Origin of the sequence: Flavobacterium sp. NLM (genome assembly GCF_002210235.1) — a bacterium.
In the GTDB taxonomy this organism is placed as follows: Bacteria; Bacteroidota; Bacteroidia; order Flavobacteriales; family Flavobacteriaceae; genus Flavobacterium; species Flavobacterium panici.
This window is the reverse complement of record NZ_LIAC01000005.1, coordinates 277782-298485: the sequence shown is the minus strand read 5'-3', so window position 1 is coordinate 298485 and position 20704 is coordinate 277782. Positions and strand designations below refer to the sequence as shown.

Below are 20704 nucleotides of genomic sequence, written 5' to 3'. Positions count from 1 at the left end.
CTTCTTTGATCAAACCATTACTCCTGTAAAATCATTTCGTCATACGTTAGTATTGTGTCATAGCCTTTTGATGCAAAGTATTCTCTTGGATTTTCTTTAGAAATTACCATTACAAAATCGCCGCCCCAAGCACCAAGACTCTTAACGGTACCATTAAAATCAGGAAAAGCAATTTCTTTAATTGTTTTTATCTCCATGATATTACTTAAATGGATTTCATGTTTTTCGACTGCATTTGCAAACTCTTTTAGAGATTTGGCATTTAAAATAGCATGCGTTATTTTATTGTTTTCAATAACACTTTTAGCTAAATTTTGCTGTTTATGTTTATTGTAAGCATGTATTGCAGTTTTGCTATTTTGTTTTTTATTCAGGTAAACAAAGAAAATGTTCGTTGTAAAGTCTGGATTGAAAATAACAGGCTCAACAAAATTATTTTCTATTCTGTATAAAATAGGAGTGTTATTTTGGGCGCAGGCAATATCATAGCCGCTTCCGCCAAAACTGTTTCTAAGAAGCGTAAAAGCATTAATATTCGTCCACTGAGCAATATTGTTAATTAAAGTAGATGACGTTCCTAAACCCCAATTTCTTGGAAAAGTAAGATTCGTTGTTACCTTATATCCTTTTGACTGTTGAATAAATTCTGGATTTAAAAGGTATGCTTCGTGAAGTATGTTAATTAAGGTTGTTTTTACAGTTTCAATTTCAGAAACAATATTGTTTATGACTTCTTCAAATGAAATCGTAGTTTCAAACCAAAGCTTGTTGTCGTAGTCGTAACTTTTCCATTCTATTATTTGGTTTTCGCCATCTTCTACAACTAAATTTTGACCAAATTTTGTTGGTAATGCAAAGGCATCTGCGCCGTCTAAAACTAAATATTCTCCAGAGATGAATAGTTTTCCGTTACTATAAAAGGTTGTTTTCATACTTTAGTTCTAAAAATCCAATCCCGAAGTTTCGGGATAAATTTCAAATTCCAAAGATAATTGGAATTTGGAATTTTATTTTGAGACTATAAATTTTTGGAATTTTTATTTATTCTATTTTCTTAAACTTTCAATAAACTCAACTACAGCACTGTGTGAAACTGTGTTTTTCTTAAAATGTACTTTAATTAAATGACGTTCTGCATCAGTAGCTTCAAATTGATTGATGATATTATTTAGGTGCATTTTCATGTGTCCTTCCTGAATTCCGGTTGTAGTTAAAGAACGAAGTGCAGCAAAGTTTTGTGCTAAACCGGCAACCGCAGTAATTTCCATTAATTCTCTTGCAGAAGGTTTTTCAAGTATGTCTAAACATAATTTTACCAGAGGATGTAATGAAGTCAATCCGCCTACTGTTCCTAAAGCCAAAGGAATTTCAAGCCAAAAAGTAAAAATTCCGTTTTCGATTTTAGCATGAGATAAACTTGCATATTGACCGTTTTTTGAAGCATAAGCATGAACTCCGGCTTCTACAGCTCTAAAATCATTTCCTGTTGCTAAAACCACCGCGTCAATACCATTCATGATCCCTTTATTGTGTGTTACGGCTCTAAAAGGTTCCACTTCGGCAATTTGAACAGCCTGAACAAAACGTTCTGCAAATTCCTGCGGATTTGTAATATGTTTTTCGGCTAATTCTTCAATAGGACATGAAACTTCGGCTCTTACAAGACAATTCGGAACATAATTAGACAAAATACTCATAATTACAGTCAGCGTATCTTCTTCAGAAAACAAATCAGAATTTTGAAATTCCTCTTTTAAAGTCGTTGCAAATTGCTCTAAACACGAATTGATAAAATTCGCGCCCATGCTGTCTTTAGTTTCAAAAGTGGCATGAAGCTGATAGTAATTCTCCAGTAAATTTCGTTTATCCTTTAAGTGAATATCTAAAATTCCGCCGCCGCGTTCCTGCATATTTTTGGTAATGCTTTGCGTTTCAGAAAAGAATTTAGGTTTTATCTGCTCAAAAAAGGATTGCAGTTTTTCGGCATCACCATTAAAAGTAAAATGAACCTGGCCAATTTTTTCAGTATCAATTATCGTAGTTTTAAATCCTCCGCGTGTAGCCCAGAATTTTGCGGCTTTTGATGCTGCGGCAACAACAGAACTTTCTTCAATTGCCATTGGAATTGTTTTGTACTTTCCGTTGATTAAAAAATTGGGAGCAACTCCAAGCGGAATATATAAATTGGTGATTGTATTTTCAATAAATTCATCATGAAGCTGTTGGAGCTTTTCATCTGAATTCCAGTAATTTCTTATAATACTCAAGGCTTCATCAGGAGCCGAAAAATATTCATTGGCAATCCAGTTAATTTTTTCTTTTTTGGATAATTTCGAAAATCCGGCAACAGCGTTGTTCATTCTCAATATATTAAATAATAATGTTGCCGCAAAGATACTATTTTAAGAGTTTTGATTGTAATCTATTTCAAACATGGAAGTACGCAATCGTTATTTTTTTTAACATTTAACACTTAAAATGTGTATTATGTTTATTTTTTTCACTAAAATTGGGCTCTTTTTATATTTAAAATAATTCTAATGAATACAAGTAAAATTACTGTAGTACTTTTATTTATAGTTGCATCGGTTTTTGGGCAGCAAAAAATAACGGTCGAAAATATTTATGGTGGTGCATTTCGGGCAAAAGGAATGGACGAATTGCAATCTTTAAAGAATACAAATCAATATACGGTTCTAAATGTTGATCAGGCAAGCCGGACAATGCAGATTGATTTATATGATTTTGCAACACTAAAAAAAGTATCGAACCTTATTGATACTAAAAACCACAAAGAACTTCAGGACGGAATTGACAGCTACACCTTCGATGCCTCAGAAAAAAAGATTTTAATTGCTTGTAATTCAAATCAAATCTTCCGTCACTCTTTTACAGCAGATTATTTTTTATACGATATCGCTTCAAAATCTCTAACGAAACTTGTTGATTTTCAAATTCAGGAGCCAACTTTTTCTCCGGATGGAACTAAGATTGCTTATGCTAGAGAAAACAATTTATATGTTTACGATGTAGCTTCAAAAAAATCAACAGCTGTTACTACTGACGGAAAGAAAAATGCAGTCATTAATGGTATTACGGATTGGGTTTATGAAGAAGAATTTGCTTTTGTTCGTGCATTTGACTGGAGTAAAGACAGTAAAAAATTAGCTTATATTCGTTTTGACGAAAGTCAGGTTCCTGAGTTTTCAATGTCAATCTTCAAAAAAGATTTATATCCAACAATCGAAACGTTTAAATATCCTAAAGCGGGAGAAAAAAATTCTGTAGTTTCATTACACATTTATGATGCAGCAGGAAACGCTTCTAAAAAAGTAGATTTAGGAAATTATAATGATTTCTACATTGCAAGAATGCAATGGACAAACGATAACAATACATTGTCTGCACAGGTTTTAAACCGTCACCAGGATAATCTTGATTTATTATTTATTGACGGAACAACAGCTGCAGCAAAAGTGGTTTTGAATGAAAAAGACAAAGCTTACGTAGATGTTACAGATAATTTGACTTTTTTAAAAGATAACAGTTTTATCTGGACAAGCGAAAAAGACGGTTTCAATCATATTTATGTGTTTGATAAAACCGGAAAACTTAAAAATCAGGTTACAAAAGGAAACTGGGAAGTGGTGTCTTACTACGGTTTCGACGAAAAAACAAAAACTATTTTCTACCAGTCTACAGAAAATGGTTCTATCAATAGAGATATTTACAGAATTAGTTTAGACGGAAAAAACAAAACCCGTTTAACTACAAAAGTGGGAACAAGCGCGGCAACTTTCAGTCCGAATTTCCAATATTTTATTACTACTTTCTCAAGTAATTTAGTGCCTACAACGTATACTTTAAACGAGGCAAAAACAGGAAAAGAAATTCAGGTAATCGAAAACAATCAGGCTCTTGCTGATAAACTAAAAGCGTATAACCTTCCTGCAAAAGAATTCTTTGTTTTAAAAACAGCAAAAGGAAACGAATTAAACGCATGGATTTTAAAACCAAAAGATTTCGATCCTTCAAAAAAATATCCTGTTTTCATGTACCAATATTCTGGTCCGGGATCACAACAGGTAAACAACGATTGGAATAACAGCGATGATTACTGGTTTTTATCTCTTACACAGCAAGGTTATATTGTAGCTTGTGTTGACGGAAGAGGAACTGGTTTTAAAGGTGCTGATTTCAAAAAAGTAACACAAAAAGAATTAGGGAAATACGAAGTTGAAGATCAAATTGATGCTGCAAAAGTAATTGGCGCGTATCCTTATGTTGATGCTTCAAGAATTGGGATTTTCGGATGGAGTTATGGAGGTTTTATGTCTTCTAACTGTATTTTTCAAGGAAATGATGTATTTAAAATGGCAATCGCTGTTGCGCCGGTTACAAACTGGAGATTTTATGACAGCGTTTATACAGAAAGATACATGCAGACGCCAGAGGAAAATGCAAGCGGATACGATCAAAACTCTCCTATAAACCATGTTGATAAATTAAAAGGTAAGTTTTTATTGATTCACGGTTCTGGTGATGATAACGTTCATGTGCAAAATTCAATGCAAATGATGGAAGCATTAATTCAGGCTAATAAGCAATTTGAATCTCAAATCTATCCTGATAAAAACCACGGTATTTATGGCGGAAAAACGAGAATTCAGCTTTACAATAAGATGACTAATTTCATCAAAGAAAATTTATAATTTAAAAAATATTAACCTTAAATATAGTGAATAATATGGGAGAAACTCAAGTAAAAACTGCGCATCCAAAAGGACTTTGGGTATTGTTTGGGACGGAGATGTGGGAGAGATTCAATTTTTATGGAATGCGAGCTTTATTAACTTTATTTCTTGTAAATTCATTATTAATGAAGGAAGAAGAAGCGGCCTTAATTTATGGGGGGTTCCTTGGACTTTGTTATTTAACGCCAATGTTGGGCGGATTTATTGCGGATCGTTTTTTTGGAAACAGAAATTGTATCCTATTAGGAGGATTAATGATGGCTACAGGACAACTATGTTTGTTTACTAGTGGAAGCATTTTTAGTGAAGATATGGGTACGGCAAACATATTTATGTGGGCTGGATTAGGAGTGATTATTTTTGGAAATGGTTTTTTTAAGCCAAATATTTCCAGTATGGTAGGAAGTTTATATCCAAAACAAGAAAAAACAAAATTAGACACTGCTTTCACTATTTTCTACATGGGGATTAACTTAGGTGCATTCTTTGGGCAATCAATTTGTCCATTTTTAGGAGATAGAGTGGTTAACGGAGTTCAAAATGTTCATGCTTTTAAGTGGGGGTTTTTAGCAGCAGCAGTAGCAATGCTTTTAGGAACTATTGTTTTTTACTTTTTAAAAGATAAATATGTTGTTGGCCCAGATGGAAGACCATTAGGAGGTTTACCGTCTAAAAATATAGCATCAGATTTTGAAGAAGGAGAAGCGCAAAAAGCTGTGTTTTCTTCTAAAGCTTTGGTAATTGCGGTAGTAGCATTTATTGCATTGTTTTTTCTATTTAGATTTTTATTACATGGAGAAAATTTTATACAGACTTTAATTTTTCCTGTAATTTATTCCAGTGGTTTGACTTTAGCAGGATTGATTATTTCCGATTCTTCTTTGACGAAAATTGAAAGAGACCGAATTCTTGTGGTCTATATTGTATCGTTTTTTATTATTTTCTTTTGGGCCACGTTTGAACAAGCAGGTTCTTCTCTGACATTTATTGCCGCAAATCAAACAGATAGAACATTTATGTTTGGTTGGGAGATGCCAGCATCAATGGTGCAGGTTTTTAATGGAATATTTGTTTTTGGTTTTGCATTGCCATTTAGTATATTGTGGGATTACCTAAGAGCTAAAGGTAAAGAGCCAATTTCTCCTGTGAAGTTAGCGGTTGGATTAGCAATAATTACGATTAGTTTCTTTATGTTAGCTTATCAATTTAAATCTTTAGGAACTTCAGGGTTATTAAGTGTAAAATGGTTGATTTTATTGTATTTGCTTAATACTTTTGCAGAATTGTGTTTGTCTCCTATTGGATTATCATTAGTGGGTAAATTATCTCCAAAACGTTTTGCGTCACTATTATTTGGTGTTTTCTTCTTGTCAAATGCAGCAGGTTATGCTTTGTCAGGAACGCTGGGTTCAATATTACCTGCAACTAGTGATAAATTTATAAAAGCTAAAAAATTAGGTATTGATTTACAACCTATTTTAGATAAAACAGTTACACCAACTGCAGATCAATTAAAAATATTAGCGGATAATCATATTAGCGATCATAATCCGGATTTTGCAGGTTTTGAAATTCATAATTTATTTGAATTCTTTATGGTTTTTGTTGGATTGACTGGTATCGCTGCAATTATATTATTTGCTTTGACTCCATTGTTGAAAAAAATGATGCACGGAGTAAGATAATATGGAACATAATATAGCTTTAGAGGAAATTCAAAATTTTAAAGGCAAGTACCCAAAACAATTGTGGTACTTGTTTTTAGTTGAAATGTGGGAACGTTTTTGTTTCTACGGAATGAGAGGGGTATTGGCTTTTTTTATGGTAGACCAATTAGGTTTACTTGAAGGAAAAGCAAATTTACAATACGGAGCAATTCAGGCTTTTGTTTATGCATTTACTTTTATTGGAGGTATTTTTGCAGATAAAATTCTAGGATTTAAAAAATCACTTCTTTTTGGAGGAATCGTAATGATTTTGGGGAATTTGCTGATCGCAGCTTCTCCACATGATTTCTTTTATTACGGAATAACACTTTCTATTATCGGAACAGGTTTTTTTAAGCCAAACGTTTCTTCAATGGTTGGGGAGTTGTACCATGAAAATGACGGACGTCGTGACGCAGGTTACGGATTGTTTTATGCAGGAATTAATATTGGCGGAATGCTTGGTGGTGCTATTCCTATTTATTTAGGGAAAAACTATTCATGGAGCCTTTGTTTTCTTTCGGCAGCAATCGTTATGATTATTGGTGTAATTACTTTTCTTTTAACAAAAAAGCATTTAGCACCAATTGGAAATTCTCCATTAGAAAATCAACCGCAAAAAAAACGTAATTTATATGAAATTGCAGTTTATGTAGGTTCTTTTGTTGTTATTCCATTAGTATATATAATGGTTATCAACTCTGACTTTACAGAGTATTTTATGTATACTATGGGAATAGTTGCATTAGGATATTTTGCATATGAGCTGATAATGTTAAAGGATGGAAAGCAGCAGCGAAAACTTTTGGCTGCATTTGTATTTATTTTTGGATATTTTATGTTTATGGCAATTTCTGAGCAATCTGGAGGCTCATTGTCTTTGTTTGCAAAGGATAATCTATCTAACAAGATGTTGTTTTTTCATATTGATCCAAATGTGGTAAATAACAGTATCAACTCATTGTATGTTGTTATTTTTAGTCCATTAGTAGGATTGTTATGGATATTTATGGCCAAGCGAAAAATTGAACCCAATACTGTTATTAAGTTTGGTTTATCATTTGTTTTGCTTGCTGCAGGGTTCTTTATTTTTTACACTGCCAGATTTTTTGTAAATCAAGATGGATTAAGTTCTTTAGACGTTTTTGCCTTAGGATACCTTGTGTATACGCTTGGAGAATTGTGTATTGGCCCGATCGGAATGTCGGTAATTACAAAATTATCGCCTAAACGTTTGTTTGGAATGATGATGGGATTATGGTTCCTTTCTAGTGCTTTCGGACAATTTGCTGCCGGAAAATTAGGGGCCGAAATATCTGATGCCAATACAGGAACAACCTTAATGTCTAAACTTATCGCTTATACAGATGGATATTATCAATTAGCATTATATTCGTTAATTGCGGGTATTGCATTAATTGTTTTGACTCCGTTAATTAGAAGGTTAATGCAAGAAGTAAAATAAATAGATTTTTGAATTCATTTTTTATTTAAATTTGCAAAAAAATCACATGTTATGAAAAGAATATTACTAATAGCCTTTTTTATAGTTGGAGCATTTGCAACTCAGGCTCAGGAACTAAAATGGTATACTGATGTAAAAGAAGCAATCACAGTAAGTAATAAAGAACAAAAACCTATGTTGTTGTTCTTTACAGGAAGCGACTGGTGCGGATGGTGTATTCGTTTGCAAAACGAAGTTTTAAAAACTCCGGAATTTAAAAAATGGGCTGCTGATAATGTTGTTTTAGTAGAATTGGATTATCCAAGAGCTGTACCTCAAACGCCAGAGCTTAAAAGCCAAAATAATGAGCTGCAACAGGCTTTTGGAATCCAGGGATTTCCAACTGTATTTTTTACAAGCGCACAAACAAAAGATGGAAAAGTTAATTTTACAGGCCTTGGCAGAACAGGATATGTTGCCGGAGGCCCATCGGCTTGGTTAACAGTTGCAGATGGAATTGTTCATCCTAAGAAATCGTAAAAAATTTAATTTTTAAATCAAGATTATATATAAAACTCCTTACAGTAATGTAAGGAGTTTTTTTGTTTAGTAGGAAAAGATTTTCATTTGTTAAGCCTAAATTATTATTTCAATATTTATTTATAAATAAAAAAACATATAATGTAATTTTTGATGCAATTAAATTTGGATAATTAAAATATTGTGTTAATTTCGTCATGCTATACTAACCAAAACCAATATATAATATGACTAAAAAATTACTTATCCTACTGTTTTTTTTAGGTTCATTTTTCATGCACGCACAAACGCTTGCATGGCGAACAAACATGACTGATGCAATTGCAATTAGTAATGAAGAAAGAAAACCCATGTTAATTTTATTCACTGCCTCAGGTGTACCAGAAAATCTTCAGAACGAAGTATTTAAAACCCCAGACTTTGCAGTCTGGTCGCGTGATAATGTAATTCTTGTAAAATTAGATTTATCAGACGCTACAGCTTCAGATGGAGATAAAGAACAAAACATTAAATTAAAAAATGCTTTTGGAGTTGATGATCTGCCGCAAGTATGTTATGCGATGGCTTCGATAAGAAAAAACAAAACAACTTTTAGCGCTCTTGGTAAAATTGCATACAAACCAGGAGGTGCAAAAGCATGGATTGCAGAATCAAATAATATTCTGCATCCGAGTGAGTAATAATTTAAATTAAGTTTCTTAGTTTAATTTGTAGAATCCCTTTTCAATTATGTTGAAAAGGGATATTTTTTTTAAACAAGCTAAAATGTAAATTGTACATTTAATATTTTAAGACCGTAAATTTTTCGTTTTTTTCAAATAAAGAATCTTAAATAATTAAATTCATTTTAATGCGTTTTTTTTGTAACTATTTGTTTTAATGGAGATTGTTGGCAACAGGTTTTGTGTTAATTTAGTTTTATTAACCAGCCAAAAACCAATAAACTATGACCCGAAAACTACTTATCCTGCTATTCTTTTTAGTAACATGTTTTGCCGAATCGCAAAATTTAGAATGGAAAACGAGTGTGGTTGATGCCATTACCTTAAGTAATGAAGAAAGAAAACCACTATTGATTTTTTTTACCGCTGCTAATGCCCCGGAAAATTTACAAAATGAAGTTTTTAAAACACTAGAATTTGAAAAATGGTCCCGCAGAAACGTTATTTTATTAAAACTCGATTTGTCTGATGCCGCAGTGTCGAGTGAAATCAAAGAGCAGAACATTAAATTAAAAAATGCATTTGGCGTTGCCAATCTTCCGGAGGTTTGTTATACAACCGGTTCCATTAGAAATGGCAAAACTGCTTTTAATTTATTAGGGAGACTTCCGTATAATTCAAATGGAGTAAAAGCTTTTATTTCTGATTCCAATTTGATTTTAAACCCAGAATAAAAAGGATTAATTTAATCTATAAAATCCCTTTTCGGCCGTGGCATGAAAAGGGATATTTTTTTTCTCGCAGCTCAATTTCCATATTTTTTGAATTGCATACGCATTCGTTCCATCTGCAATAATAATTTTAGGATGTAATTCGGTTAAAACTCTATCAATATTTATTTTAGGAGACTGTGTCAAAATCACAATATCAGGTTTGTTTTTATTTTCATAAATTCCGGTGCTGTCAATTATGGAGATTTTCTTCCCATTAAAAAACAAGACATTCCCGATTCGCTGTGATTTATTTAAAACACTAAAATTGCCCACTAAATAAGAATTGAAAGCATTGTTTTTTGAGCTTTTGTCTCTTGTCGTATCACTTGTAAAAAGCGTAATATTATTGCCGAATCTTTTTGAGATTAAGGTATTTTTCTTGATGTTATAAACAATTAACTCTTTTTGATCTGCGGTTTCTTGTTTGGTATAAATAAAAGAAACCTGCAATAAAATTATAGATGTGAATACAATGACAAGTTTATTATAAGTGGGTTTCTTTGAACAGATTATTGCACTGATTATTACTAAATAAAGCGTAACCAAATAATAAAAATTAAAACTGATATCCTGAATAACAAAAGATTCAAAAGATGCGACATAATGGATCATTTGGTTTAAAATGAAAATGCTTTTTTCAAAAATGTAAACCAAAATTTCGGGCGGACTTTTGAACATTGCAAAAAGCATCACAATAATTCCGGCTATCATGATGAAAGATAAAACAGGAAGAATTATAATATTGGTAACAAAAAACAATCCCGGAAATTGATGAAAATAATAAAGGCATAAAGGTAAAGTTCCAATTTGTGCAGCAAATGAAACCGTTAAGGAATCCCAGATATAAATTGCGATTTTGTTTTTTGGCGACCAGATTTTCTTTAATATCGGCTGAAGCCAAACTATAAAATACAACGCTAAATAACTTAATTGAAAACCAACATCAAATAAGAAATAAGGCTCAAAAAGTAAGATCAATAAAATGGAAACTAATAACGTATGATAAATGTTTCCACTTCTGCGAAGATGATTTCCAATGGCTACAAAAGAAAACATGACAACCGAACGCAAAACGGAAGGAGATAATCCAGATATAACAGCAAAACCCGCAAGCGAAATTAAAATCGAAACCAATTTAATTGCCGAACCTTTTCGGGTATTGGGAACTGGTTTTAAAATAAACATGATAAAAAGCATTATAAAGCCTACATGCAGCCCTGAAACTGAAAGAACATGCGTTGCTCCCGAATATTGATAATCTTTTATAATATCGGCTGAAATTTCCTGCTGCTGTCCCAAAATAAGAGCTAGGGCCACATTCATTTCATCTTTACTAAAATGAGCGCTTTCCAGATTTTTTAAAATAGTAGCGTGGAGTCGGCCGGAGTAATACCAAATATCTTTTTTGATGGTTTGGCTAATTTTGATTTCTGATTTTTTGCAATAAACCTGTGCATAAATCTGTTTGTCGGCTAAGTATTTGGCATAATCAAATTGATTCGGATTTTTACTCGAAGCTGTTTTTTGTAAAGTAGTTTTGACTTTGATTGTATTTCCAATTATTAAGGAATTTTGAGTGCTGTCTTTTTGAATATTGACAATAATTTTCCCTGAATAAGTTTTATTTTCAATCGTATTTATAAGCCCAATGTAGCGATCATTGTAATCGTTGCTTTTGAGTTTTTCACGTAATGTAAAAGTTATAAATTGAGGTTCTTCAAAAGCTGTTTTAGAATGTGTGTAATTCGATTTATCAAAAGTATCAGTATGGATAAGCAAAACGCAGATTCCTGTGCAGAACGAAATAAGAGCACTACTGATTCCGAAAAATAAATTTGTCTTTTTGTTTTTCTTCGAAAGAAAAAAACTAATACAAAATAAAGCAGAACAAATTCCAAGAGAAATAAATGAAACTTGAATGGAAGGCAGGCGATAATAAGAAACTAAAATGCCAAAAAGAAAGCTAATTGTAATTTTAGCTAAAGGAAAATCTAATACTTTCATGGCTTAAAAGTATTAAAAATTTGTAAGAAAATAGATATATTTTATTTATTCGATTACCCGGTTTACTTGTTCGAATGAATTTTTATAATACGCTTCTTTTGTAGAAGAAATGATTACGCCTTTTGAAGTAGAAGAATGTATAAATTTAATTTCATCTGAATTTACTTCTGTAATAAGACCAACATGATTGATCTGCTTACTTTTATTCGTTTTAAAGAAAATCAAATCGCCTTTTTTGGCATCGTTTAATGGAATTACTTTTCCGACTTTTGCCTGTTCAAAAGAACTTCTCGGCAATTTTATATTTTCAGATTCGAAAGTGGTGTAAACCAAACCTGAACAATCAAAACCACTTTTTGTAGTTCCGCCCGCTTTGTATTTAACGCCAATATTATCTGTCGCAGTTTCAATTAAATTTTTTACAATAGATCTGTTTTCTTTTTTCGGTTCGTTTTTGCTCACGGCAGTCGAAGTCGATTTACAAGAAACCAATACGATTGATAAAAGAAGGAAAACGAGTATTTTTTTCAAAACAAAAATGTTTAAGATTTTAAATCTGCAACAATAAGTTTAGCTGTTTTTTTGCTTGCGCCAACTCCGCCTAGTTTTTGCTCTAAAATATCATAGTTTTTTAGCAGTTTTTCGCGGTGAGAAGGTTCAAGTAATTTGTTCAGTTCTTCCTTGATTCTTTTTGTGTTGCATTCACTTTGAATCAGTTCCGTTACAACTTCCTGATCCATAATTAAATTGACAAGCGAAATATATTTTAAAGTAATAATTCGTTTTGCAATTTGGTATGAAATTGCACTTCCTTTATAACAAACCACTTCGGGAACTTTAAAAAGAGCCGTTTCTAAAGTTGCAGTTCCAGAGGTAACCAATGCCGCAGTTGAAGAACGCAATAAATCATAGGTTTTATTCGAAACAAAGGCGATGTTTTTGTTTTTAATAAACTGCTGGTAAAACTCATAATCCTGACTTGGTGCGCCGGCAATAACAAATTCATAATCCTGAAAATCATCTACAACACTCAGCATAACACTCAGCATTTTGGTAATTTCCTGTTTACGGCTTCCCGGTAAAACAGCAATAATTGGTTTTTCTCCCAATTTATATTCTTCTCTAAAAGCAGTTTCATTAAAAGCAGGCTGATTTTGAATCGCATCAATTAAAGGATGCCCAACAAAATCTACAGGAAAATGATGTTTGTCTTCGTAAAAACTTTTTTCAAAAGGCAAAATCACAAACATTCTGTCAACGTCTTGTTTTATGGCGTTAATTCTGTTTTCTTTCCAGGCCCAAATTTGAGGAGAAATATAATAATGTGTTTTGTAATTCAGTTCTTTAGCCCATTTTGCAATACGCATATTAAAGCCCGGATAATCAATAAAAATTAAAACATCGGGTTTGAATTCAGAGATATCTTTTTTGCAGAATTTGATGTTGTTTAAAATAGTTTTTAAGTTAAAAATTACTTCAACAAACCCCATAAAAGCCAATTCGCGATAATGTTTTACCAATGTTCCGCCGGCTTTTTGCATTAAATCACCGCCCCAAAATCTAATGTCAGCCTGAGGATCTTCCTCATATAATGCTTTCATTAAATTTGAACCGTGTAAATCTCCAGAAGCTTCGCCAGCTATTATGTAATATTTCATATCAACGAATTTTTATTGCAGCACAAAGATAGGATTTAAATAATTATGGTCGAAATTGCTAAAACAATCACGGCTAAAATCACGCCGCGAGCCATCATTTCTTTGTTTCTTTTTAAGAGAATTAAAAAAACAGGAAGATCTAAAACAGCCCCAATTGTAATTACTTTTCCTAAATATCCCATTTCTCTAATAGTTTTAATTCCGGCTGGAAGATCAAACTTTGTAAAAAATTTGATAAACAAATAACTTCCAAGAAGTGAAGTAAAAATTCCAACAATAAATCCGATTACAAGTTCTTTTTTATCCATTTAATTTCCAAGTATTAAGTTGCTGCATTGTATGATGTGCGGTTAAGTCAAACTGAACAGGAACTACCGAAATATATCCGTTTTCAAGCGCCCATTCATCTGTATCTTCGCCATTGTCTTCATTCGTAAATTTGCCTGTTAACCAGTAATAATCTTTACCGTAAGGCGTTTGTCTTTTGTCGAATTTCTGGGCGTAATACGCTTTCGCCTGACGGCAGATTTTTATTCCTTTAATTTCTTTTTCGCTCAATTTCGGAAAGTTTACATTTAAAACCACGCCGGGAGGAAGTTTATTTTTTAAGGTCTCCAACGCTATTTTTTTCACGAATGCTTTAGCAGGTTCAAAATCGGCATTCCAGTCAAAATCCAAAAGAGAAAAACCAATTGCCTGAATCCCCTCAATTCCGGCTTCGACAGCAGCGCTCATGGTTCCCGAATAAATCACATTTATAGAAGAATTTGATCCGTGATTAATTCCCGAAACACACAAGTCCGGTTTTCGTTTTAAAATTTCATTAACAGCAAGTTTTACACAGTCTACAGGCGTTCCGGAACAGCTGTATTCTGTAATCGAATCTCCATCTTTAGAAATTTTATCCAGAAATAAAGTATTATTTATCGTAATTGCGTGTCCCATTGCGCTCTGAGGCTTGTCTGGAGCGACTACAATTACATCGCCAATAGTTTCCATAACGCTTATTAAAGCTCTTATTCCGGGAGCCAGAATTCCGTCGTCATTCGTAACTAATATTAAAGGTTTTTCGTCTTTCATACTTCATTTTCCATTTTTGATTTATCAAAATAAAAGCTTGTTAAGGCAAATGTAGTAACAGATTTTGGTAGAATACTAACAAATAAATAAAAATTGTAAACTAAATTCCAGAAGACTTTTAAGCATCAAACATTTTTATATCTTTAACAAAAAATTATACTGATCTTGGCATGTTGGCATAGTTTTTACCGTAACTTAGATTAAAAAATTTGATGAATGCTATTATTAAGTTTATGAAAAGAAATTATAAAATACTTATAGCCGTATTATGCTTGTCTTTAACCCTGTTTGCTTTTAAAATAAATGCTGACAAGAATGATGATCCGGACCCAAATAAAGACAAGACATTATTAGAATTACTGGCTTTTGTTATTGAAAAAGGACACTACAGTCCGGCTGAAATAAATGACGAATTTTCAAAAGGTATTTTTAAAGATTACATCGAGGCATTAGACCCTTCGAAGCGATTTTTCCTGCAGTCTGATATTGATGAATTTAAACAATATGAGTTAATGCTGGACGATCAGTTTTTGAATAAAGATTTGACATTTTTCAACTTGACTTATACAAGGCTGATGAAGAGAATGGAAGAAAGCAAAAAACGTTACAAAACGATTTTAGCACAGCCATTTAACTACACAACAGATGAGACTTTTAATGCAGATTATGAGAAACTTCCGTATGCAAAAAACTTAACGGAAATCAATGAAAGATGGAGAAAACAAATTAAATTATCTACACTTTCATCTCTTGTAACAAAGCAAAAAATTGAAGAAGAGAAAAAGAAAAAAGATCCTTCTTATCAGGAAAAATCTTTTGATGCTTTAGAAAAAGATACACGCGAAAGTTCATTAAAATCTTTAGATGATAATTTTAGCGTAATTAAAGATTTGAATAAAGATTACTGGTTTTCAGTGTATTTGAATTCAATCATGGCTCGTTTTGACCCTCATACAAGTTATTTTGCCCCAGAAGAAAAAGATCGTTTTGATGTAAATATCAGCGGAAAATTAGAAGGAATTGGTGCAAGATTAACGAAGAAAAATGATTTTACTCAAATCGACGAATTAATTTCTGGCGGACCAGCTTGGAAAGGAAAACAACTTGAAGCGGGAGATTTAATCCTGAAAGTAGCTCAAGGAAACGAAGAACCTGTTGATGTGGTTGGAATGCGTCTTGATGATGTTGTGAAAAAAATCAAAGGTCATAAAGGAACTGAAGTTAAACTTACCGTTAAAAAAGTTGACGGAAGTATTAAAGTAATTTCAATTATCAGAGATGTTGTTGAAATTGAAGAAACTTACGCAAAATCAAGTATTGTTGAGAAAAACGGATTGAAATACGGCGTTATTTATCTGCCGAAATTTTATATCGATTTTGAAAACAAAGACGGTCGTGATGCCGGAAAAGATATTGCTCTTGAGGTAGAAAGACTGAAAAAAGAAAACATAAACGGAATCGTTCTTGACGTTCGTGATGACGGTGGAGGATCTCTTTCTACAGTTGTTGATATCGCAGGTTTATTTATTGAAGAAGGACCAATTGTTCAGGTAAAATCTGCTGGTAAAAAGAAAGAAGTTTTATACGATAAAGATAAAAAAATAGAGTGGGACGGACCATTAGTAATTATGGTGAACAGTTTCTCTGCTTCAGCTTCTGAAATTTTAGCAGCTGCAATTCAGGATTACAAACGTGGTGTTATCATCGGAAGTAAACAAACTTACGGTAAAGGAACAGTACAAAATGTATTGGATTTGAATCAATTTGTTCGTAATGCAAATTATGGAGATTTAGGAGCTTTGAAAATTACAGGTCAAAAATTCTACAGAATTAACGGAGGTTCAACTCAGTTAGAAGGTGTTCATAGTGACGTGGTTATGCCAGATCGTTATGCTTACTTAAAAATGGGAGAACGTGATATTGACAATGCAATGCCATGGGATAAAATTGACCCGGCAGATTACAGCACTTGGACTTCTAACGAAAACTTTACAAAAGCAATCGAGAAAAGTAGAAACAGAATTTTACAAAATCCTCAATTTAAATTAATTGAAGATAATGCAAAATGGATCGATGTTAAGAATAAAGAAAATATATACAGCCTGAACATTAATAGTTTTAAACAAACTCAGGAACAAGTTGAAAATGAAGGAAAAAAATACAAACCAATTTCTGATTATAAAAACAGTTTAGTGTTTAAATCATTGCCTTATGAAGAGGTTGAAATGAACAACGATGCTACATTAAAAGAAAAAAGAGAAGCTTGGCACCAGGCATTATCTAAAGATGTTTATGTTGAAGAAGCATTAAATGTTTTAGATGATTTACAATCTAAATCTTTAGTAAAAGCGGGCGTTTCTCCTAAAATGAAAAAAGATAAATTGGTAAAATCTTAAAGATTTTAAATGTTTAAATTGTTATTAAAAAACGCTTCTTAAAGTAATTTATGAAGCGTTTTTTAGTTTATAAGAAAAATAATATTTATGAAAAGTATTTTAGTCTGCGGGTTGATTGGTTTAGCATTGCTTTCCTGTAAAAAGGAAAATGAAACTGTTGTTGAAACAGAAATAGCAAAAACAGAAAATTCATTTGTTTCTGACCAAACTAATACGGGTTCTTTATATTCGATTGCTTATCAGCCAACTTCAACTACAAATCAAATTGTACAACATAAATATTATACACTTTCTTATAATGAAAAGTTTGAACAGGCCGAATGGGTGGCGTATGAATTAAAGAAAGAATATCTAAAAAACGGAAATTACAAACGTCCGTATTTTATTGAAGATCCAAAAGTAACAACGGGTTCTGCAGACTGGAGAAATTATAAAAAATCGGGTTATGATAAAGGACATCTTTGCCCAGCCGGCGATATGGAATTTAGCGAAGATGCTTATAATGACACTTTTTATACTTCGAATATTTCGCCGCAAAGACATGATTTTAACAGCGGAATCTGGAATAGAATTGAACAGAAAACACGTTATTGGGCAGGAAAATACAATGACATTTATGTAGTTACTGGCGGAATCCTGAAAGATTCAGATAAAAAAATAGGAACAGAGAAAGTTTCTGTTCCTAAATATTTTTATAAAATTGTTTTAGCTAAATCAGGAAAGGAACATAAAGCAATCGCTTTTTTGGTTCCAAATGAAGACAGCGATAAACCAATTTATGATTTCGTAGTTCCTATCGAAACTCTGGAAAAAATGACTGGAATTGATTTCTTCCCGAATTTAAAAAACTTAAAAAGCAGTAAGGACTTTTAAATCTGCAATTGTTTCGGTTGGGTTTTCGGCTTTAAAAACAAAACTTCCGGCAACTAAAACATCGGCTCCGGCTTCTACTAATTGTTTGGCATTTTTGTTGGTTACACCGCCGTCAATTTCGATAAGCGTTGATGCGTTTTTGTGTGTAATTAAAGCTTTTAGTTTTTTTACTTTATCATAAGTATTTTCAATAAACGACTGTCCGCCAAAACCTGGATTCACACTCATTACACAAACTAAATCAATATCATTAATAACATCTTCTAACAAGTCAATATTAGTATGCGGATTGATGGCAACTCCCGCTTTCATTCCTTCGGCTTTAATAGCTTGTAATGTTCTGTGTAAATGTGTACAAGCTTCATAATGTACCGTTAAACCGTTAGCGCCTAAATCAGCAAAAGTTTTAATATAACGATCCGGATCAATAATCATTAAATGTACATCAATATATTTTTTTGCATGTTTAGAAATAGCTTCTAAAACAGGCATTCCAAAAGAAATATTCGGAACAAAAACTCCATCCATAATATCAATATGAAACCAATCGGCCTGACTGATGTTAATCATTTCGATATCACGCTGCAGGTTCGCAAAATCGGCAGCAAGAACAGAAGGAGCAATAAGAGTATTTTTCATTTTGTAGTAGTGTGTTTTTTTACAAAGATAAAATTTTTTAACCGTAATCCCGACAGCTATCCGGGTCAAGGATTTATGTAAAATTCTTATAGGTTTAAGATGTTTATGTTTTGCTAAATTTATTTTTAATAGATTAAGATTTTGTCATTATTTTAATTAAAATAATAAGAAAGAAATATAGTAAATCTAAAAAAGGAAATAAATAATTCGTATGGGTTTTTTTGTAAATTGCGGCAAATAATCCTACTTGATGAAAATAACTCTACTTTCAATTATTACCTTTTTTTTGTCTGCCAATATGCTCTTTAGTCAAAAGGCATTAGACCCTACAGCAGAAGATGTTCAATTAGCAAAATCACTTCGAGAAAAATATTCTAAAGATGATGTCGCCGTTTTAGAAAGCAAAGAAAACATTACGTTTGAACTTAACAAAAGCGATGCTAAAGTTGTGGTTAAAAATTCTGTGAGAGAAGTTTTAATGAACATTAATCATAGAGCTGATATTAATAAATATGAGTTTTATGACAGTGAATCGTCGATTGAAAGTTTTATTCTGAAATACAGAAATCAAAAAAATACCAGTTTTACAATAAAAGATCAGTTTTACAAAGACAACGATTTGTTCTACAATGATGCTCGTGTAAAGTATATGGACGTAGATTTTCCGGTTCAGGGATATAGCTATATCTATGAGCTTGAAAAAAAGTACAATGATATTAAGTATTTTACTTCTTTGTATTTTAATGATGAGTTTCCGGTTATCAAAAAAGAGATTACAGTTACGGTTCCAGACTGGTTAAATTTAGAATTGAAGGAATTTAATTTTGATGGAAATACTATTTCTAAAACTAAAACACGTGACGATAGAAATGGTACTACAATTTATACTTATGTAATGGAAAATGTTGATGCTTTTTATAAAGAGAAAAAAGCACCGGGAAGAAGTTACATTTATCCGCATGTTCTGGTTATAGCAAAATCATTTAAACATAGAGATAAAGAGACTATGCTTTTTAATTCGACTGCAGATTTGTATAAATGGTATAAATCATTGGTAGATTCTATGAAGGACGATACGAGTCTGCTTGCCGCTAAAGTTAAAGAGTTGACAGCTACGGCAAAAACGGATGAAGAAAAAATCAAGAATATTTATTACTGGGTTCAGGATAATATTAGATATATAGCATTTGAAGACGGAATTGCGGGTTTTAAACCAGATGAAGCGCAAAACGTTTTTGAAAAAAGATATGGGGATTGTAAAGGAATGGCAAATCTTAGTAAACAAATGCTTAAGCTTGCAGGATTTGATGCCAGACTTACCTGGATAGGAACCAAACATATTTTGTATGATTATACGACGCCTTCTCTGGCGGTTGATAATCACATGATATGTACGCTGTTTTATAAAGGCAAAACCTATTTTATTGACGGTACAGAGAAGTATAATTCTTTTGGCGAAGATGCGGAAAGAATTCAAAATAAGGAAGTAATGATTGAAGACGGAGATAAATTCATCATTAAAAAAGTTCCTGCTTCGGGCAGTGAATTAAACAAAGAAATTTATAACGCCAAGTTAGTTGTTGACAATGATAAATTGAGCGGAAGCTGTTCTAAAACTTATTCAGGAGAAAGTAAAACGGAGTTTTTAAATATTTTTAATTCTTTTGAAAATAATAAAAAAGGTGAAACTTTGGAGAAATACCTTTCTGGAAATGATAAAAATATTACAGCTAAAAATATTAAAACCTCAGATTTAAAAAACAGAGATTTAAAACTTTCTCTGAATTATGATTTAGACGTTCAAAATAAGGTTTCAAAGTTTGATAATGATATTTTTATAGACTTAGCCTACATGGATGAATATAAAAATTTTGAGTTTAAAGACAGAAAAACAAATTACGAACTAAATTATAAAACAAATTACGAGTCGAATGTAGTTTTGGCGATTCCTGATGGATATAAACTGAGTAAATTACCTGAAAGCCTAAATGTAAATGAAGAAGATTTCAGTGTTCTGATTTCGTTTAAACAAGTTGGTAAAGAGATTGTTTACAAAAAGCAATTTGTGTTTAAAAATGCCGTGGTTAAAAAAACCGATATGGCAAAATGGAATGACTTCAATAAAAACCTTAAAACAATTTATAACCAACAAATAATTTTTACAAAATCATAAAA

The 20704-nt window shown here is 32.2% G+C and carries 17 protein-coding genes; 9 read left to right on the top strand and 8 right to left on the bottom strand.

What is annotated here, in order from left to right; translation table 11 throughout:
* Positions 1-17: 17 nt before the first annotated feature.
* Both APR43_RS08360 and APR43_RS08355 read right to left on the bottom strand, forming a co-directional pair.
* A complete protein-coding gene (locus APR43_RS08360; protein WP_053470009.1) occupies positions 18-932 on the bottom strand; it encodes a GYDIA family GHMP kinase in 915 nt (304 codons plus the stop codon).
* Between the two features lie 114 nt (positions 933-1046).
* Entirely contained in the window at positions 1047-2360 is a 1314-nt protein-coding gene (locus APR43_RS08355; protein ID WP_053470010.1) for a hydroxymethylglutaryl-CoA reductase, degradative, read from the bottom strand.
* A 180-nt stretch (positions 2361-2540) separates the two neighbouring features.
* On the opposite strand from APR43_RS08355, the gene APR43_RS08350 reads away from it, so the two are divergent.
* From APR43_RS08350 to APR43_RS08325, 6 genes are all read left to right on the top strand, one after another.
* Entirely contained in the window at positions 2541-4712 is a 2172-nt protein-coding gene (locus tag APR43_RS08350) for a S9 family peptidase (RefSeq protein ID WP_053470011.1), read from the top strand.
* 35 nt (positions 4713-4747) lie between these two features.
* On the top strand, positions 4748-6439 hold the full coding sequence (locus tag APR43_RS08345; protein ID WP_053470012.1) for a peptide MFS transporter: 1692 nt from the start codon (positions 4748-4750) through the stop codon (positions 6437-6439).
* A gap of 1 nt (position 6440) precedes the next feature.
* On the top strand, positions 6441-7925 hold the full coding sequence (locus APR43_RS08340) for a peptide MFS transporter (protein ID WP_053470013.1): 1485 nt from the start codon (positions 6441-6443) through the stop codon (positions 7923-7925).
* A gap of 51 nt (positions 7926-7976) precedes the next feature.
* Positions 7977-8444 (top strand): thioredoxin family protein, encoded by a 468-nt coding sequence (locus tag APR43_RS08335; RefSeq protein ID WP_053470014.1) that lies wholly within the window; start codon positions 7977-7979, stop codon positions 8442-8444.
* A gap of 227 nt (positions 8445-8671) precedes the next feature.
* Positions 8672-9124: a hypothetical protein gene (locus tag APR43_RS08330; protein ID WP_053470015.1), complete on the top strand. Its 453-nt coding sequence runs from the start codon at positions 8672-8674 to the stop codon at positions 9122-9124.
* Positions 9125-9390: 266 nt separating this feature from the next.
* Positions 9391-9840 (top strand): hypothetical protein, encoded by a 450-nt coding sequence (locus APR43_RS08325; protein ID WP_053470016.1) that lies wholly within the window; start codon positions 9391-9393, stop codon positions 9838-9840.
* Between the two features lie 6 nt (positions 9841-9846).
* Here APR43_RS08325 and APR43_RS08320 read toward each other — a convergent pair whose 3' ends face one another.
* From APR43_RS08320 to surE, 5 genes are read right to left on the bottom strand one after another with little or no spacing between them, the layout of a single operon-like run.
* Positions 9847-11883: a ComEC/Rec2 family competence protein gene (locus APR43_RS08320; RefSeq protein ID WP_053470017.1), complete on the bottom strand. Its 2037-nt coding sequence runs from the start codon at positions 11881-11883 to the stop codon at positions 9847-9849.
* Positions 11884-11928: 45 nt separating this feature from the next.
* Positions 11929-12414, bottom strand: coding sequence for a C40 family peptidase (locus APR43_RS08315; RefSeq protein WP_053470018.1), 486 nt, complete (start codon positions 12412-12414; stop codon positions 11929-11931).
* 11 nt (positions 12415-12425) lie between these two features.
* Positions 12426-13541, bottom strand: coding sequence for a lipid-A-disaccharide synthase (gene lpxB, locus APR43_RS08310; protein ID WP_053470019.1), 1116 nt, complete (start codon positions 13539-13541; stop codon positions 12426-12428).
* A 35-nt stretch (positions 13542-13576) separates the two neighbouring features.
* Positions 13577-13849 carry a hypothetical protein gene (locus APR43_RS08305; protein ID WP_053470020.1) on the bottom strand — a complete coding sequence of 91 codons (273 nt, stop codon included), beginning with the start codon at positions 13847-13849 and terminating at the stop codon, positions 13577-13579.
* A complete protein-coding gene (gene surE, locus APR43_RS08300; RefSeq protein ID WP_053470021.1) occupies positions 13842-14621 on the bottom strand; it encodes a 5'/3'-nucleotidase SurE in 780 nt (259 codons plus the stop codon). The genes APR43_RS08305 and surE overlap by 8 nt, the downstream gene beginning before the upstream one ends.
* A gap of 212 nt (positions 14622-14833) precedes the next feature.
* Between surE and APR43_RS08295 the strand changes: the two genes are divergently transcribed.
* Both APR43_RS08295 and APR43_RS08290 read left to right on the top strand, forming a co-directional pair.
* Entirely contained in the window at positions 14834-17017 is a 2184-nt protein-coding gene (locus APR43_RS08295; protein WP_053470022.1) for a carboxy terminal-processing peptidase, read from the top strand.
* Between the two features lie 87 nt (positions 17018-17104).
* Positions 17105-17890, top strand: coding sequence for a DNA/RNA non-specific endonuclease (locus APR43_RS08290; protein WP_053470023.1), 786 nt, complete (start codon positions 17105-17107; stop codon positions 17888-17890).
* On the opposite strand, the gene rpe is transcribed toward APR43_RS08290, so the two are convergent.
* Positions 17867-18529 carry a ribulose-phosphate 3-epimerase gene (gene rpe, locus APR43_RS08285; RefSeq protein ID WP_053470024.1) on the bottom strand — a complete coding sequence of 221 codons (663 nt, stop codon included), beginning with the start codon at positions 18527-18529 and terminating at the stop codon, positions 17867-17869. The two genes, APR43_RS08290 and rpe, sit on opposite strands and share 24 nt — an antisense overlap.
* 250 nt (positions 18530-18779) lie before the next feature.
* Here rpe and APR43_RS08280 point away from each other — a divergent pair, with 250 nt between their 5' ends.
* The gene (locus APR43_RS08280; RefSeq protein WP_053470025.1) at positions 18780-20702 is read left to right on the top strand and encodes a transglutaminase-like domain-containing protein; all 1923 of its coding nucleotides are present in this window, start codon (positions 18780-18782) and stop codon (positions 20700-20702) included.
* Positions 20703-20704 lie beyond the last annotated feature (2 nt).

What these genes read in the sequence shown, in the direction of transcription:
- APR43_RS08360 (WP_053470009.1), bottom strand. Translation starts at nt 932, where the DNA reads ATGAAAACAACCTTTTATAGTAACGGAAAACTATTCATCTCTGGAGAA.
- APR43_RS08355 (WP_053470010.1), bottom strand. Translation starts at nt 2,360, where the DNA reads ATGAACAACGCTGTTGCCGGATTTTCGAAATTATCCAAAAAAGAAAAA.
- APR43_RS08350 (WP_053470011.1), top strand. Translation starts at nt 2,541, where the DNA reads ATGAATACAAGTAAAATTACTGTAGTACTTTTATTTATAGTTGCATCG.
- APR43_RS08345 (WP_053470012.1), top strand. Translation starts at nt 4,748, where the DNA reads ATGGGAGAAACTCAAGTAAAAACTGCGCATCCAAAAGGACTTTGGGTA.
- APR43_RS08340 (WP_053470013.1), top strand. Translation starts at nt 6,441, where the DNA reads ATGGAACATAATATAGCTTTAGAGGAAATTCAAAATTTTAAAGGCAAG.
- APR43_RS08335 (WP_053470014.1), top strand. Translation starts at nt 7,977, where the DNA reads ATGAAAAGAATATTACTAATAGCCTTTTTTATAGTTGGAGCATTTGCA.
- APR43_RS08330 (WP_053470015.1), top strand. Translation starts at nt 8,672, where the DNA reads ATGACTAAAAAATTACTTATCCTACTGTTTTTTTTAGGTTCATTTTTC.
- APR43_RS08325 (WP_053470016.1), top strand. Translation starts at nt 9,391, where the DNA reads ATGACCCGAAAACTACTTATCCTGCTATTCTTTTTAGTAACATGTTTT.
- APR43_RS08320 (WP_053470017.1), bottom strand. Translation starts at nt 11,883, where the DNA reads ATGAAAGTATTAGATTTTCCTTTAGCTAAAATTACAATTAGCTTTCTT.
- lpxB (WP_053470019.1), bottom strand. Translation starts at nt 13,541, where the DNA reads ATGAAATATTACATAATAGCTGGCGAAGCTTCTGGAGATTTACACGGT.
- APR43_RS08305 (WP_053470020.1), bottom strand. Translation starts at nt 13,849, where the DNA reads ATGGATAAAAAAGAACTTGTAATCGGATTTATTGTTGGAATTTTTACT.
- surE (WP_053470021.1), bottom strand. Translation starts at nt 14,621, where the DNA reads ATGAAAGACGAAAAACCTTTAATATTAGTTACGAATGACGACGGAATT.
- APR43_RS08295 (WP_053470022.1), top strand. Translation starts at nt 14,834, where the DNA reads ATGAATGCTATTATTAAGTTTATGAAAAGAAATTATAAAATACTTATA.
- APR43_RS08290 (WP_053470023.1), top strand. Translation starts at nt 17,105, where the DNA reads ATGAAAAGTATTTTAGTCTGCGGGTTGATTGGTTTAGCATTGCTTTCC.
- rpe (WP_053470024.1), bottom strand. Translation starts at nt 18,529, where the DNA reads ATGAAAAATACTCTTATTGCTCCTTCTGTTCTTGCTGCCGATTTTGCG.
- APR43_RS08280 (WP_053470025.1), top strand. Translation starts at nt 18,780, where the DNA reads ATGAAAATAACTCTACTTTCAATTATTACCTTTTTTTTGTCTGCCAAT.